This is a genomic window from Microbacterium croceum, from assembly GCF_023091245.1.
GTDB lineage: Bacteria > Actinomycetota > Actinomycetes > Actinomycetales > Microbacteriaceae > Microbacterium > Microbacterium croceum.
On sequence record NZ_JAHWXN010000001.1, the window covers coordinates 2,859,581 to 2,873,987 of the forward strand.

Annotated in this window: 15 protein-coding genes; 1 reads left to right on the plus strand and 14 read right to left on the minus strand. The window is 66.9% G+C overall.

Annotated elements, in window-relative coordinates; translation table 11 throughout:
• Positions 1 to 30: 30 nt before the first annotated feature.
• The gene (locus KZC51_RS13585; protein WP_247630476.1) at positions 31 to 603 is read left to right on the plus strand and encodes a DUF3043 domain-containing protein; all 573 of its coding nucleotides are present in this window, start codon (positions 31 to 33) and stop codon (positions 601 to 603) included.
• Positions 604 to 669: 66 nt separating this feature from the next.
• Here KZC51_RS13585 and KZC51_RS13590 read toward each other — a convergent pair whose 3' ends face one another.
• The 14 genes from KZC51_RS13590 to KZC51_RS13655 all read right to left on the minus strand — a co-directional run.
• Entirely contained in the window at positions 670 to 1,692 is a 1,023-nt protein-coding gene (locus tag KZC51_RS13590) for a quinone-dependent dihydroorotate dehydrogenase (RefSeq protein WP_247630477.1), read from the minus strand.
• 10 nt (positions 1,693 to 1,702) lie between these two features.
• Positions 1,703 to 2,173, minus strand: a complete 471-nt coding sequence (nrdR, locus tag KZC51_RS13595; protein WP_247630478.1) for a transcriptional regulator NrdR — start codon at positions 2,171 to 2,173, stop codon at positions 1,703 to 1,705.
• A 9-nt stretch (positions 2,174 to 2,182) separates the two neighbouring features.
• Positions 2,183 to 3,487 carry a histidinol dehydrogenase gene (gene hisD, locus KZC51_RS13600; RefSeq protein ID WP_247630479.1) on the minus strand — a complete coding sequence of 435 codons (1,305 nt, stop codon included), beginning with the start codon at positions 3,485 to 3,487 and terminating at the stop codon, positions 2,183 to 2,185.
• A 2-nt stretch (positions 3,488 to 3,489) separates the two neighbouring features.
• A complete protein-coding gene (locus KZC51_RS13605) occupies positions 3,490 to 4,692 on the minus strand; it encodes a hypothetical protein (protein ID WP_247630480.1) in 1,203 nt (400 codons plus the stop codon).
• Positions 4,693 to 4,764: 72 nt separating this feature from the next.
• Positions 4,765 to 8,283: a DNA polymerase III subunit alpha gene (gene dnaE / locus KZC51_RS13610; RefSeq protein ID WP_247630481.1), complete on the minus strand. Its 3,519-nt coding sequence runs from the start codon at positions 8,281 to 8,283 to the stop codon at positions 4,765 to 4,767.
• 75 nt (positions 8,284 to 8,358) lie between these two features.
• Positions 8,359 to 9,372, minus strand: coding sequence for a hypothetical protein (locus tag KZC51_RS13615; protein WP_247630482.1), 1,014 nt, complete (start codon positions 9,370 to 9,372; stop codon positions 8,359 to 8,361).
• Positions 9,347 to 9,952: an RNA polymerase sigma factor gene (locus KZC51_RS13620; RefSeq protein ID WP_247630483.1), complete on the minus strand. Its 606-nt coding sequence runs from the start codon at positions 9,950 to 9,952 to the stop codon at positions 9,347 to 9,349. Before KZC51_RS13620 ends, KZC51_RS13615 begins: the two co-directional genes overlap by 26 nt.
• A gap of 50 nt (positions 9,953 to 10,002) precedes the next feature.
• Entirely contained in the window at positions 10,003 to 10,581 is a 579-nt protein-coding gene (locus tag KZC51_RS13625; RefSeq protein WP_247630484.1) for a GNAT family N-acetyltransferase, read from the minus strand.
• Positions 10,582 to 10,626: 45 nt separating this feature from the next.
• Positions 10,627 to 11,547 carry an RluA family pseudouridine synthase gene (locus KZC51_RS13630; RefSeq protein ID WP_247630485.1) on the minus strand — a complete coding sequence of 307 codons (921 nt, stop codon included), beginning with the start codon at positions 11,545 to 11,547 and terminating at the stop codon, positions 10,627 to 10,629.
• Positions 11,548 to 11,550: 3 nt separating this feature from the next.
• Positions 11,551 to 12,126 (minus strand): signal peptidase II, encoded by a 576-nt coding sequence (locus tag KZC51_RS13635; RefSeq protein ID WP_372491788.1) that lies wholly within the window; start codon positions 12,124 to 12,126, stop codon positions 11,551 to 11,553.
• A gap of 97 nt (positions 12,127 to 12,223) precedes the next feature.
• Positions 12,224 to 12,832: a DivIVA domain-containing protein gene (locus KZC51_RS13640; protein ID WP_247630487.1), complete on the minus strand. Its 609-nt coding sequence runs from the start codon at positions 12,830 to 12,832 to the stop codon at positions 12,224 to 12,226.
• A 150-nt stretch (positions 12,833 to 12,982) separates the two neighbouring features.
• Entirely contained in the window at positions 12,983 to 13,279 is a 297-nt protein-coding gene (locus KZC51_RS13645; protein ID WP_247630488.1) for a YggT family protein, read from the minus strand.
• A gap of 3 nt (positions 13,280 to 13,282) precedes the next feature.
• Entirely contained in the window at positions 13,283 to 13,750 is a 468-nt protein-coding gene (locus KZC51_RS13650) for a cell division protein SepF (RefSeq protein ID WP_247630489.1), read from the minus strand.
• A 42-nt stretch (positions 13,751 to 13,792) separates the two neighbouring features.
• Positions 13,793 to 14,407 (minus strand): YggS family pyridoxal phosphate-dependent enzyme (locus KZC51_RS13655; protein ID WP_247630490.1); only part of this gene is annotated, 615 nt, incomplete at its 5' end.

Sequence of the window (14,407 nt, forward strand, 5' to 3'; positions counted from 1 at the left end):
TGATCCATCATCAGCGAACCGAGGAATCTCGTGGCCACTACCCCTGTCCCCCCATCGACGAACGACGACGCCCCCGAGACGACCGCCGTCGGAAAGGGCCGTGCGACGCCGACCCGCGCGGAGCAGGAAGCGGCACGCCGCCGCCCCCTGGTCGCGAACACCAAGGAGGCGAAGGCCGCCGCACGCGCCGAGCTGAACGAGCGCCGCAACCGCGCCCAGGCCGGCATGGCCGCCGGTGAGGAGAAGTACCTTCCCGCCCGTGACAAGGGCCCCCAGCGCCGGTGGGTCCGTGACTACGTCGATGCCGGCTGGCACCCCGCGGAGTTCGTGATGGCCGTCATGGTGCTCGTCATCCTCGCCTCGCTCGTTCCCGCGCAGCTCGCGATCGCGTACTACGCCTACCTCGCGATGATGGCCTACCTGCTCATCGCGGTCGGCGGCATGATCCTGCTCGGACTGCGCGTCAAGCGCAAGGTCGCGGAGAAGTTCGGCAAGGAGCGCATGGAGCGCGGTCTCGGCTGGTACGCCGCGATGCGCGCACTCCAGATGCGCTTCATGCGCCTGCCGAAGCCGCAGGTCAAGCGCGGTCAGTACCCCGCCTGACCCTCCGCACTCCACGAAGAAGGCCTCCGCGCTCGACAGAGCAGGAGGCCTTCGTCGTATGTCGTGTCAGCGCGCGACGAGGCCGCGGTTGATCTCGCGTCCCCAGAACGGTCCGCGGTAGAGGAAGGCCGTGTACCCCTGCACCAGGTTCGCCCCGGCGTCCAGGCGCTCCTGCACGTCGGCGGGCGTCTCCACTCCCCCGACGGCGATCACGCAGAACTCGGCAGGAACCGCGGCGCGCACGAGGCGCAGGACCTGCAGAGAGCGCTCCTTGAGCGGCGCACCCGAGAGGCCGCCTGCGCCGGCGGCCTCGACCGTCGCTGCATCGGTCAACAATCCCTCGCGACTGATGGTGGTGTTGTGCGCGATGATGCCATCCAGTCCTTCGGCGACGGCGAGCTCGGCGATCGCCGTGATCTCCTCGTTCGGGAGGTCGGGGGCGATCTTCACCAGTAGCGGAGTCGCACCGGCGGCCGCGCGCACGGCGCGCAACAGCGGAGCGAGGGTCTCGACCGCCTGCAGTCCGCGCAGTCCCGGGGTGTTCGGCGATGAGACGTTGACCGCGAGATAGTCGGCGAGCGGGGCCAGACGCGTGGCGGAGGCCACGTAATCCGCGGTGGCGTTCTCGACGTCGACGACCCGGCTCTTGCCGATGTTGACGCCGATCACGGTATCGGGGGCGCCGCGACGCAGCGAGGCCAGTCGCCGGGCAGCGGCATCGGCACCGGCGTTGTTGAAGCCCATGCGGTTGATCACCGCGCGGTCGGCGATCAACCGGAACAGACGCGGCTTCGGGTTGCCCTCCTGCGGGATCGCCGTGACCGTGCCGACCTCGACGTGACCGAAGCCGAGCGCGGCGAGCCCCCGCACGCCGACCGCATTCTTGTCGAAACCGGCGGCGACGCCGAACGGCGACGGGAAGGTCAGACCGAGCGCCTCGACCCGCAGCGACGGGTCCGGGCGCGTGAGTGCACGCGTCGCCCACGAGAACGGGGGCGTGCCGAGCACACGGATCACCGCCATGCCGGCGTGATGGGCGAACTCGGGGTCGAAGCGCGACAGGACAGCGCGGAAGAGCAGCGGATACATCCCTGCCAGATTACCGGTCGACGGACTCCCGCTCCGCGTGATCGGCGCGAAGGTCGGTGATGGCGCTCTCGAAGTCCTCGAGGGAGTCGAATGCCTGATACACGCTCGCGAACCGGAGGAAGGCCACCTCGTCCAGGTCGCGCAGCGGACCAAGGATCGCGAGACCGATCTCGTTCGTGTCGAGCTGGGACACTCCGGTCTGGCGCACGGCCTCCTCGACACGCTGGGCCAGGATCGCCAGGTCCGCCTCGGTGACGGGGCGCCCCTGACACGCCTTCCGGACGCCGGAGATCACCTTCTCTCGGCTGAACGGCTCCATCACGCCCGAACGCTTGATGACATTGAGGCTCGCCGTCTCCGTCGTCGTGAAACGCCCCCCGCACTCGGGGCACTGCCGACGTCGACGAATCGACAGACCGTCATCGCTGGTGCGCGAATCGATCACGCGAGAGTCGGAATGGCGGCAGAAAGGGCAATGCATCTGTCTAACCTACGCCGTGAAACGAGCCTCGATCGCCTCGCCGTGCGCCGGGAGCACCTCGGCGTTCGCCAGCGCGACCACACCGTCCCGCACCGCGGCGAGAGCCTCGCGGTCGTACGAGATGACCTGCTGCGGACGCAGGAAGGTGTAGGCGCCGAGCCCGGGGGCATAGCGGGCCTGGCCGCCCGTCGGCAGGACATGGTTGCTCCCGGCCATGTAGTCGCCCAGGCTGACGGGAGTCTGATCACCGACGAAGACCGCACCAGCACTCGTGAAGAGCGATGCCACGGAGGCCGCATCGGCCACGTGGAGCTCCAGGTGCTCGGGAGCATAGGCGTTGCTGAATGCCGTCGCCATGGACAGGTCGTCGACCAGCACGATGGCGGACTGCGGCCCGTCCAGGGCCACCCCGACGCGCACACTGTGGCGCGTGGACGCTGCCTGGCGCTCCAGTTCGGCATCGACGGCGGCGACGAGCTCCGGGGCATACGTGACGAGCACCGCGGACGCCTGCTCGTCGTGCTCTGCCTGGCTGATCAGGTCGGCCGCGATCAGACGCGGGTCGGCATCGGCATCGGCCACGATCAAGATCTCGGTCGCTCCTGCTTCGGAGTCCGTCCCGACGACGCCGGCGACGGCGCGCTTGGCGGAGGCGACATAGTTGTTCCCCGGCCCGGAGACCACGTCCACCGGATCCAATCCGATAGCGGGCACGCCCCACGCGAGAGCACCGATGGCCCCCGCGCCCCCGATCGCGTACACCTCGGTGACTCCGAGCAGCCCGGCGGCGGCGAGGATCGTCGGGTGGATCCTCCCGTCGTAGTCCGCCTGCGGCGGCGATGCCAGCGCGATCTGCTGCACACCAGCCACCTGCGCGGGCACGACGTTCATGACGACGCTCGAGGCGAGCGGGGCTTTTCCGCCGGGGATGTACACGCCGGCGCGCGAGACCGGCTGCCAGCGCTGCAGAATCTGTGCTCCCGGCCCGATCGTCGTGGTCTGCGCCGCGGGAACCTGCGCCGCAGACCCCTGCCGCACGCGGGCGATCGCCTCCTCGAGCGCCGCTCTCACGGCGGGCTCGACGCAAGCCAGTGCCTCTTCGATGTGTTCGGCGGGCACACGCACGGCGTGACCGGAGACGCGGTCGAACTTCTCCGCTTGTTCCCGCAACGCGGCCTCACCGCGCTCGCGCACGTCCTCGACGATGCGGGCGGCGGTCTCGAGAGCTTCCGCCCTCGCCTGGGCGGCGCGAGGTACCGCCGCGAGCATGCCTGCCGGCGAGAGCTCGCGCCCCCGCAGATCGATGGTGCGCACTGTCAACCCTTCGTGATGTCTGAGATGTCGTGGAGATAGCCGATGCGGCCGTCGTCATGACGGACCACGAACGCGCCACCCCGGTCCTCGATCACGAGGGCCCAGGCGCTCGGACCGATGCGGAACAGCGGTTCGCCGCGCTCATCGTGCACATCGCGCTCGGACGGCGCCAGGATCCAGAACGGCTGCGCCACCTCCGGGGCTGCCTCACGAGGGTTCGTGGCCTCGACATCTGGTTCATCGATGAACTGCTCGTCGCTGATCACATCGGTGTCGGCAGAACCGGCGGTCTCCACGGTCTGCGCGGTCTCCAGGAGAGACTCGATGCTGCCGGTGTCGGAGACGATCTCCTGGTTGCGTGAGCGCCGGGAGTACGTCGGCACGTAGTCCTCGTCGGCAGTCGTGTCTTCGGTTCCGGTGTCGCCGCCGGACACGTGCGATGCGATCGGAACCTGCGCGGCGAGGTCGAGCCGCGCCACCTCGTCGGTGGCCTGGCGCCCGGTGAGCTCGACGTCGAGGTCGACCACCTCGACGGCGTGCGTCGCCGGTGCCGCATCATCATCGGATACAGCTGCATCAGGCTCAGCATCCGACTGCGGCAACTCGTCTACGACGACAGCGGGCTCGGGTCGCGGACGCGGGATCACGGGACGCACCGGATTGGCGTTGCGGTGCGCGAGCGTCACCAAGCGACCGTGGAAGTCTTCCTTGAGACCGGGGATGATCGGGGCGAATACGGTGAGCACCACCAGCGCGAGCGTGGCGAGCAGCTGGACGACGCCGCCCCACCACAGGCTGAACACACCCACCTCGATCGCGGACGACACCGCACTCCAGAGCAGACCGACCCAGAAGACCGCGGCGACCGAGAACGCCACCGAGGCGAACTGATCGATGCCCAGAGAACCGACCCGGCGGATTCCCTCCGGCGAGAAACGACGCAGGACCAGGAGGAACACCGCGACCGTCGGCACCCCGATGGGGAGGATCCACTGGATGCCGGTACCCCAGATCGAGACGCCCTGCGCGAAGGGGAAGAAGGAGATGACGAAGGCGACCGACCAGACGCCGACGATGAGCAGTTCGCGCAGCGTGAACCCGAGGATGCCGAACTCGGGTGTGACGTCGTCGTCGTAGAGCACACCGTCATCATCGATGAACGGCTCGCTCTCCGGGTCTGGGATCTCAGGGAGTTCCGTGCTCATCAGTATTCCTTTCGTCACGGTGCATGACAGGGAGGGGCCTCATGCTTCCCGACGGCTCACGATCCTACCCGCTCACCCCAGGCAGGTCGGCCCGAGCAGCGACTTGAGGTCGCCGAACAGGTCGGCCGTGACCTTCACCGGCATCGGCACGTCGAAGACCTTCGCGACACCTCCCCGGTGCACTCGGAGCACCACCTCGGTCTCGCCTTTATGGCGTCGGAGGATCTCTGCAAGCTCATTCATCGCCCGCTCGGTCGCCCGCTGCTCGGCAAGCACGAGCGATAGCGGACCCGCGGCATCGAACGACCCGATGTCCGGCGAGAACGCCGATTGCGCGTGCAGATTGAGTCCGTCGTCGCGCCTCGAGACGCGACCGCGGACCGCGAGGATCGAGTCCTGCTGCAGAGTGTGCTGGAACTCGGTGTAGGTCTTGCCCATGAACATCACGGTGACCTCGCCGTTGAAGTCCTCGACGGTGATCATGCCGTACGGATTCCCACTCGCCTTCGCGACACGATGCTGGACGCTGGTGACGAGTCCGGCCACGGTGACCTGGTCGCCGTCCTGCAGGTCTTCCGAGTTGTTGAGGTCGTGGATCGAGATCGATGCGTGCTTTGCGAGCGGCACTTCCAGACCGGCGAGCGGATGATCCGACACGTAGAGCCCGAGCATCTCGCGCTCGAAGGCGAGCTTGTCCTTCTTGATCCACTCGGGGCGCGCAGGGACCTTCGCAGGAGCCGCCTCCTCCATGCCGTCGTAGAGGCTGTCGAAATCGAAGCCGATGGCACCTTGAGCTTCGTTGCGCTTGCGGTCCACGGCCGCCTCGACCGCGTCCTCGTGGATCTCCATGAGAGCACGACGCGTGTCGCCCATGGTGTCGAAGGCACCGGCCTTGATGAGGGACTCCACTGTGCGCTTGTTCGAGACGTGCAGCGGAACCTTGTCGAGGAAGTGGTGGAACGACGTGAACCGCTCGTCCTTCCGCGCGTTGACGATGCCCTCCACCACGTTGCTGCCGACGTTGCGGACGGCGCCGAGTCCGAAGCGGATGTCGTCACCGACGGCCGCGAAGAAGTTGATCGACTCGGAAACATCGGGGGGAAGCACCTTGATGCCCATGCGGCGGCACTCGTTCAGATACAGCGCCATCTTGTCCTTGGAGTCGCCGACGCTGGTGAGGAGCGCGGCCATGTACTCGGCCGGGTAGTGCGCCTTGAGATAGGCCGTCCAATACGACACCACGCCGTAGGCCGCGGAGTGGGCTTTGTTGAAGGCGTAATCGGAGAACGGCAGCAGGATCTCCCAGAGCGCATTCACTGCTCCGTCCGAGTAGCCGTTCGCGCGCATTCCCGCTTGGAAGCCCTCGAACTGCTTGTCCAGCTCCGACTTCTTCTTCTTACCCATCGCGCGACGGAGGATGTCTGCTTGACCGAGCGAGAAGCCTGCGACGCGCTGGGCGATCGCCATCACCTGCTCCTGATAGATGATCAGACCGTAGGATTCCTCGAGGATGTCGGCGAGCGACTCCTCGAACTCCGGGTGGATCGGCGTGATCGGTTGCGCCCCGTTCTTGCGGAGCGCATAGTTCGTGTGCGAGTTGGCGCCCATGGGGCCAGGGCGATACAGGGCGATGAGCGCCGAGATGTCACCGAAGTTGTCGGGTCGCATCAATCGCATGAGCGAGCGCATGGGCCCGCCGTCGAGCTGGAACACGCCGAGGGACTCTCCGCGTCCGAGCAGGTCGTATGCACCCTGATCGTCCAGCGCCAGGTGCTCGAGGTCGAGCTCCTCACCACGGTTCGTGCGGATGTTGTCGAGCGCATCGGAGATGATCGTCAGGTTGCGCAGCCCGAGGAAGTCCATCTTGATCAGGCCGAGGGACTCGCACGACGGGTAGTCGAACTGTGTGACGATCTGGCCATCCTGCTCGCGGCGCATGATCGGGATGATGTCGAGCAGCGGCTCGGACGACATGATGACGCCGGCCGCGTGCACGCCCCACTGGCGCTTCAGCCCCTCGAGGCCGATCGCGCGATCGAACACCGTCTTCGCCTCCGGATCGGTGTCGATGAGCGCACGGAACTCGCTCGCCTCCTTGTACCGAGGGTGCGCGGAGTCGAACATGCCATCGAGCGGCATGTCCTTGCCCATCACGGGCGGAGGCATCGCCTTGGTGAGACGCTCCCCCATGCTGAAGGGGAATCCGAGCACTCGCCCGGCGTCCTTCAGCGCCTGCTTGGACTTGATGGTGCCGTACGTGACGATCTGCGCGACGCGCTCGGAGCCGTACTTCTCCGTGACGTAGTCGATGACCTCGCCACGGCGACGGTCATCGAAGTCGACGTCGAAGTCAGGCATCGAGACGCGGTCCGGGTTGAGGAACCGCTCGAAGATCAGGCCGTGCTCGAGCGGGTCGAGGTCGGTGATCCTCATCGCGTAGGCGACCATCGAGCCGGCGCCGGAACCACGGCCGGGACCGACACGGATGCCGTTGTCCTTCGCCCAGTTGATGAAGTCGGCGACCACAAGGAAGTAGCCGGGGAAGCCCATCTGCAGGATGATGCCGGTCTCGTACTCTGCCTGCTTGCGCACCTTGTCGGGGATGCCGGCGGGGTACCGGTAGTGGAGGCCGGCTTCGACCTCCTTGATGAGCCAGCTGTCCTCGGTCTCGCCGTCGGGGACAGGGAACCGGGGCATGTAGTTCGCCGCCGTGTTGAACTCCACCTCGCAGCGTTCCGCGATCAGCAGCGTGTTGTCGCAGGCCTCTGGGTGGTCGCGGAAGAGCTGGCGCATCTCTGCGGCGGTCTTGATGTAGTACCCGTCGCCGTCGAACTTGAAGCGGTTCGGGTCGTCCATGGTCGAACCGGACTGCACGCAGAGCAGCGCGGCGTGCGCGTCGGCCTCGTGCTGGTGCGTGTAGTGCGAATCGTTGGTACCGACGAGCGGGATGTTCAGGTCTTTCGCCAGACGCAGCAGGTCCGTCATCACGCGTCGCTCGATCGACAGACCATGGTCCATGATCTCGGCGAAGTAGTTCTCCCTGCCGAAAAGGTCCTGGAACTCGGCGGCGGCGGCTCTGGCGGCATCGTACTGACCGAGACGAAGGCGGGTCTGGATCTCGCCGGAGGGGCAGCCGGTCGTCGCGATCAACCCCTTCGAGTACGTCTGGAGCAGCTCGCGGTCCATGCGCGGCTTGAAGTAGTACCCCTCCATGCTCGACAACGAGCTGAGCCGGAAGAGGTTGTGCATCCCCTCGGTGCTCTGGCTCCACATCGTCATGTGGGTGTAGGCACCGGAACCGGAGACATCGTCGCTCTTCTGGTCGGGAGAGCCCCACTGCACCCGGGTCTTGTCGCTGCGGTGGGTGCCGGGAGTGACATACGCCTCCAGGCCGATGATGGGCTTCACCCCCGCCGCGTTGGCGGCCTTGTAGAACTCGAAGGCGGCGAAGGTGTTGCCGTGGTCGGTCACCGCGATGGCCGGCATGCCGTACTCCGCGGCCGCCTGCGTCATGGATCCGATCTTCGCCGCGCCGTCCAGCATCGAGTACTCGCTGTGGACGTGCAGATGGACGAAGGAGTCGGATGCCATGGGTTCGATTCTACGGCGAGGCCCCGACATCCCAGCTCGATGTCGGGGCCTGCGGACGGCATGGGAAGCCCGCTGTCAGTTCCCAGGCTGGAGATGCACGCCTGCGGGCGCGGAATCCACGATCGAGACGTCGAGGGAACCGCGAGACTCGGGCGAGTCGAGCGAGCCGCGCCCCACCATCAGGCCCCGCCGCATGTCGATCGTCACCGTCTCCATCCAGTTGCTCTCGCCGCCGTCCGGGATCGCGACGGTCGTGAAATCGCCGTCTTGCGAGACCACCCTGGCGCCGGGAAGAAGGGCCATCGTCTGGAACATCGCCGCCCGTAGATCGGCGGGCGCCAGGTTGAAGTCGATGGGCTCGGTCAACCGGGGCGAGGGATATCCGGACTCCGGCTCGTACGCCGCCAGCCACTCCAGCAGCGCCTGAGGGTTCCTCGGCATCTGGTCGTAGAGCCGGGACATCGGGCTCAGGTGGTAATAGTGCGTCGCCCAGCCATCACCGCCCATGATGCGTCCGCCGGGGTGAGCGACGATGTCGGGCATCATCCCGCCCCCGGACAGCTCCTGCTCTTCGATCCGTCCCTTCCATTCCGGCTCGGAGACGTCGGTGATCTTCTCGGCATCGGTACTGTCCTCGATCCAGTCCGCGCTTCGATCAGCAGGGACGTACAGCGTGCGCGTGCGGGAAAGGGTGTAGGTGACGTCGATCTCGGTCCCCTCCTCTGGCGCGAACCCCCGGATCGGCTGCGTCCACGTCTCGGAGATGCGGATGTACTGTCCCGGTGCCGGCGTCAGCGCCTCCGTCGTGAGAGTGACCTCGGCCGCCTCCGCCAACACGACGGCTGCGGAAGCGATCGGTGTACTCGGGGGCGCCACCACGGATCCGACCACGATCGCCGTGACAGCGGCCCCTGCCACCAGGCCACCGATGCCGATCCCCGTCCATGCACGCAGCCGCCGACGGCGGGCGCGGGGAGCGATGCCCCCGACGATCTCACGATTCAGCATGCGTCGGGCCTTCTGAATCGACTCCTCGGCGACCTGGGCCTCGTCGGCACCGATCTCACGCACTCGTTCCGAAAGCAGCATCGTTCTCCTCCTTCGCCATCCAGGTCAATCGGGCCGCGGAGTGCGATCCGGGTGGTGCGAGCTTGCGCCGGACGCGGTTCAGCCGTGATCGGACGGTCCCCACGGGAATGCTCAGCGCCTCGGCGATCTGCTCGTAGGTGAGGTCTCCCCAGGCGTGCAGCAGCAGGGTGTCGCGGTCACGAGCCGACAGAGCCGCGATCCGCGGTGCCAGTCTCCGCAGGGCGGCATCCGCATCGAGACGAGCGTCCGCCACCGCGTGCTGCGGTTCCCGCGCCACGGCATCCGCCGAGGACGATGCCTGGAACGCCCGCCACTGGCGAGCCTCGTCGGCCCGATGACTCTTGACCAGCTTCGTCGCGATGCCCAGCAGCCACGGGCGGGCCGATTCTGCCCTGGCGTCGAACGCGCTACGGCGCCGGAATGCGACCAGGAAGGTCTCGCTCAGGACATCGTCGACAGCGTCGACTCCCACCCGTCGCCGGATGTAGCCGCCGACGGGTCGTACGTGCCGCTCGAAGATCTCGGAGAAGATTCCGGGTTCGTCGAGCGACCGCTGAATGATCTCGCTGTCTGTGCTCACACGGGGTATTGCCCCGGAACGCGGAAACGGTTCACGAAATCTTTCCGATGTCACGATCCCTGCAGTTCGAGCCGCATCAGCACCCGGGGGAATCCGTCGAGCACGGACCCCGTATCGGCGACCTTGCGGAATCCCGCCCTCTCGAACAGCGCGCGCGTTCCCACATATGCCATCGTCAGATTCACCCGCTCGCCCTTGTTGTCGACGGGGTATGCCTCGATCGCGGGAGCGCCGCGCTCCTTCGCGTACGCGACAGCTCCCTCGATCAGGGCGTACGAGATCCCCTGCTTGCGGTACCCCGGACGCACACGCATGCACCACAGCGACCACACGTCGAGATCATCGACGTGCGGGATCAGCCGATTGCGCGCGAAGCTGGTGCCGCTACGCGGATACACCGCCGCCCACCCGACCGGTTCACCGTCCAGATAGGCGATCACTCCTGGCGGCGGATCTTCATGGCACAGGCCCCGTACGCGATCGGCACGCGCCGTGCCCTTCAGCGCGAGATTCTCCTTGCTCCCGATGCGATAGCTCAGGCAGAAGCACACGTTCGACGTCGGCTTCTTCGGCCCCACGAGCGTCGCGACGTCATCGAAATCGGTCGCGGGGCGCACCTCGATGTCCATGCGTCCAGTGTCGCGTACACCGCCGACACCGCGCCGCTGCTCGGACTACTCGCCGCGCAGGATGTCGAGAGCGTGGTGGAAGTCCGCAGGGTACGGCGACTCGAACTGCACCCAGTCGCCCGTGGCGGGATGCGCGAAGCCGAGCTTATGCGCGTGCAGCCACTGACGGCTCAGCCCCAGGCGCGCCGACAGCGTCGGGTCGGCACCGTAGAGCGGATCCCCCACACAGGGATGCCGGTGCGCGGCCATGTGCACACGGATCTGATGCGTGCGTCCGGTCTCGAGGTGGATCTCGAGCAGCGAGGCTCCAGGGAACGCCTCCAGCGTCTCGTAGTGAGTCACGGACGGCTTCCCATCGGGAGTCACGGCGAACTTCCACGAGTGGTTCGGATGGCGGCCGATGGGCGCGTCGATCGTGCCGACCAGCGGATCCGGATGTCCCTGGACGACGGCGTGGTAGATCTTCTCGACCGTGCGCTCCTTGAACGCCCTCTTGAGCGCCGTGTACGCCTGCTCCGACTTCGCGACGACCATCAGGCCGCTGGTACCGACGTCGAGTCGGTGCACGACGCCCTGTCGTTCCGGCGCGCCGGTGGTGGCGATCCGGAAGCCGGCGGCGGCGAGTGCGCCGACGACGGTGGGCCCTTCCCACCCGAGCGACGGATGCGCTGCCACTCCGGTCGGCTTGTCCACGACCACGATGTCATCGTCGTCGTAGACGATGCCGAGCTCCGGCACCGCGATCGGAACGATCTTCGGCCCTTCCTTCGGGCTCCATTCGACCTCGAGCCAGCCGCCACCGCGCAGCCGGTCGGACTTGTCGAGCGTCACGCCGTCGAGCCGCACCCCGCCCGCAGCAGCGACGTCGGCGGCGAAAGTGCGGGAGAAGCCCAGCATCTTGGCCAGCGCCGCGTCCACACGCGCGCCTTCCAGTCCGTCCGGCACAGGAAGAGACCGTGATTCCACCGGTCAGCGTCCTTCTGCGGCCGGAGTGCTGCCTTCGGAGGCGGGTTCGGCTCCGCCATCCGTCAGCGATGCGTCCGCGTTCTCGGCGCGCACGCTCTCCGCGTGGGCGATCGCTGCCGCCTCGGCTTCCTCCTCGGTCTCGACGGCGACGTGATCGCGCTCGCGCGTGCCGTCGAAACGCAGGCCGAAGACCACCAAGAGGGCTACGGAGATCATGCCGGTGACGATAAACACGTCGGCCACGTTGAAGATCGCCGGCATCATCCAGGGCATCGAGATCATGTCGACGACATGGCCGACGGGGAAACCGGGATCGCGGAACAGCCGATCACCGAGGTTTCCGAGCACTCCGCCCAGCAGGCAGCCGAGCACGACGGCCCACAGGCGCGAGCGCAGACCGAACGCCTTCCAGATGATCACGGCCGCCACCACCGACAACGCGATGGTGAAGATCCACGTGACCTCGGATCCGAGCGAGAACGCGGCTCCGGGGTTTCGCACGTAGTACAGCTGGAGGAAGTCCCCGAGCACGGGCACCGGCTCCTGCAGCGGCAGGTGGGTGATCGTGAGGTACTTCACAAACTGATCGGCGGCCAGGACGATCGCTGCGAGAACCGCAACGATCGCACCGGCCGCCGACCGACGAAGTGGACGACGTCGTGACAAGACCTAGGACCTACAGTCCGATCGCGGAGACCGGCGTGGAGTCCGTGGAAGCCGACTTCTCGTCGAGTTCGCGAAGCTGGCCCTCGATGTAGCCGCGCAGCTGCGAACGGTAGTCGCGTTCGAAGTTGCGGAGCTCGGTGATGCGTGCCTCGAGCGTGTTGCGCTCGCGCTCCAGACGGGCGGCCTCTTCGCGCTGCTTGGCCTCGGCCTCGCTGCGGATGCGGTTCACCTCGTTCTCGGCGTCGGCGATCAGCTGGTTGCGCTTCGCCTCACCCTCGGCGACGTGCTCGTCGTGCAGGCGCTGGGCGAGCTCGATGATGCCGGCGGTGGCGGTAGCGGACACCGTGGGGGTCGGCTCGGCCGGGGTCTCGACCGCGGCAGCCGGAGCAGGTGCGGGGACCTCGGCGACGGGTGCCTCGGCGGCCGGAGCGGCAGCAGGAGCCTCACCGGACTCGTATGCGGCCAGCTTGGCCTTCAGCTCGACGTTCTCTTCGAGAGCCTTGCGCCACTCGATGACGATCTCGTCGAGGAAGTCGTCCACCTCATCGGGGTCGAACCCGTCCTTGAAACGGACGTGCTGGAACTGCTTGGTGACGACGTCATCCGGGGTAAGTGCCATGAGTGGCTCCTCTTTCGATGAGTTCGGTTGCCAGTTTTGTATGGCGCGGTCGTGATGTGGCGCGAACCCGGGGGGCGCACCTGGGTGCCAGCATAGTCCCCGCACCTTTGTGGCGCGACGACACGACACCCGAACAGGGCGAACTCGCGATCAGATGAACAATCTGACGATGTTCATCAGAATCAGCACGATGAGCATCGTGAGCGCGAATCCGAAGTCGAGCGAGAGGGAGCCGATACGCAGAGGGGGAATGATCCGCCGGAAGAACCGGATCGGCGGGTCGGTCACCGTGTAGACGGCTTCCGCGGCGACGAGGCCGAATCCCTTGGGACGCCATTCCCGATTGAACAACGGGATGTAGTCGAGGACCAGGCGCGCGAAGAGCACGAAGATGTAGAGCAGCAGAACCAGGTGGACGATGCTCGCGACGACGGAGAGCAGTGGCACGGGCTACGACTGGTCGAAGCCCGCAGACTCAGCGTCTGCGTGGGCGATACCGCCGTGACCCGACACCGCGATGTTCTCCGGCGAGAGCAGGAAGACCTTCGAGGTGACGCGCTCGATGCGTCCATACAGGCCGAGCGACAGTCCACTGGCGAAGTCGATCAGCCGACGCGCATCTGCATCGCTCATCTGCGAGAGGTTGATGATGACCGGCACGCCTTCACGGAAGCTCTCCGCGATCAGCTGGGCATCGCGGTACTGCTTCGGGTGCACGGTGAGGATCTCGTTCACAGCGCCTGCCGCAGGCTGTCGGACGGCGACGGGGCGACGCAACGGGGTGACCGGGGCCGGAGCGGGCTCTTCGCGGTCACGGTCACGGTGAGAGCGGGCAGGTGCCTGCTGCTCTTCTTCATAGGCTTCTTCCTCATCGGCGAGGCCGAGATACACCATGGTCTTCTTCAGCGGGTTACCCATCGTGTCCTCCGGTTCGAACGTTCGGGCTGGTCTGGTTAGAGGTTAACCCCGGTCGGGCCGGGGTCCCGTGATTGCGGAGCCGATCCGCAGGTGTGTCGCGCCTGCGGCGATGGCCTCGACGAAGTCGCCCGTCATTCCCGCGGATATCCACGTGGCGTCCGGAGCAAGCGCCCGGACGCTCTCTGCAACGTCGTGCAGACGGGCGAAAGCGGATGCCGGTTCCTCGTCGAGCGGCGCCACGGCCATCACACCACGCAGGCGCAGCGAGGCGAGCGACAGGACATGTTCCGCCAGAGCGGTCGCATCCGCGGGAGCGACTCCTCCGCGCCCCTCATCATCAGTGAGGTTGACCTGCACCAGCACGTCGAGCACATCATCGCTGTCGGCGGCTCGGTCGAGAGAGTCCGCGAGACGTCCGCGATCGAGCGAATGGACGACATCGGCGCTGCGCCGGATCGATGCGGCCTTGTTGGTCTGCGCCTGGCCGATGAAGTGCCAGCGCAGGTCGAGCGTGGCGAGCTCACCCTGCTTGGAGGTGAGCTCCTGCTGGCGATTCTCCCCCACCTCGCGGACGCCCAGCTCGTACAGCTCGCGCACCAGGGACGCAGGGTGGAACTTCGTCACGACGATCCGAGTGATCTCGGCGGGGTCGCGGCC

What these genes read in the sequence shown, in the direction of transcription:
- KZC51_RS13590 (WP_247630477.1), bottom strand. Translation starts at nt 1,692, where the DNA reads ATGTATCCGCTGCTCTTCCGCGCTGTCCTGTCGCGCTTCGACCCCGAG.
- KZC51_RS13640 (WP_247630487.1), bottom strand. Translation starts at nt 12,832, where the DNA reads ATGGCACTTACCCCGGATGACGTCGTCACCAAGCAGTTCCAGCACGTC.
- dnaE (WP_247630481.1), bottom strand. Translation starts at nt 8,283, where the DNA reads ATGGCATCCGACTCCTTCGTCCATCTGCACGTCCACAGCGAGTACTCG.
- KZC51_RS13625 (WP_247630484.1), bottom strand. Translation starts at nt 10,581, where the DNA reads ATGGACATCGAGGTGCGCCCCGCGACCGATTTCGATGACGTCGCGACG.
- nrdR (WP_247630478.1), bottom strand. Translation starts at nt 2,173, where the DNA reads ATGCATTGCCCTTTCTGCCGCCATTCCGACTCTCGCGTGATCGATTCG.
- KZC51_RS13650 (WP_247630489.1), bottom strand. Translation starts at nt 13,750, where the DNA reads ATGGGTAACCCGCTGAAGAAGACCATGGTGTATCTCGGCCTCGCCGAT.
- KZC51_RS13615 (WP_247630482.1), bottom strand. Translation starts at nt 9,372, where the DNA reads ATGCTGCTTTCGGAACGAGTGCGTGAGATCGGTGCCGACGAGGCCCAG.
- KZC51_RS13605 (WP_247630480.1), bottom strand. Translation starts at nt 4,692, where the DNA reads ATGAGCACGGAACTCCCTGAGATCCCAGACCCGGAGAGCGAGCCGTTC.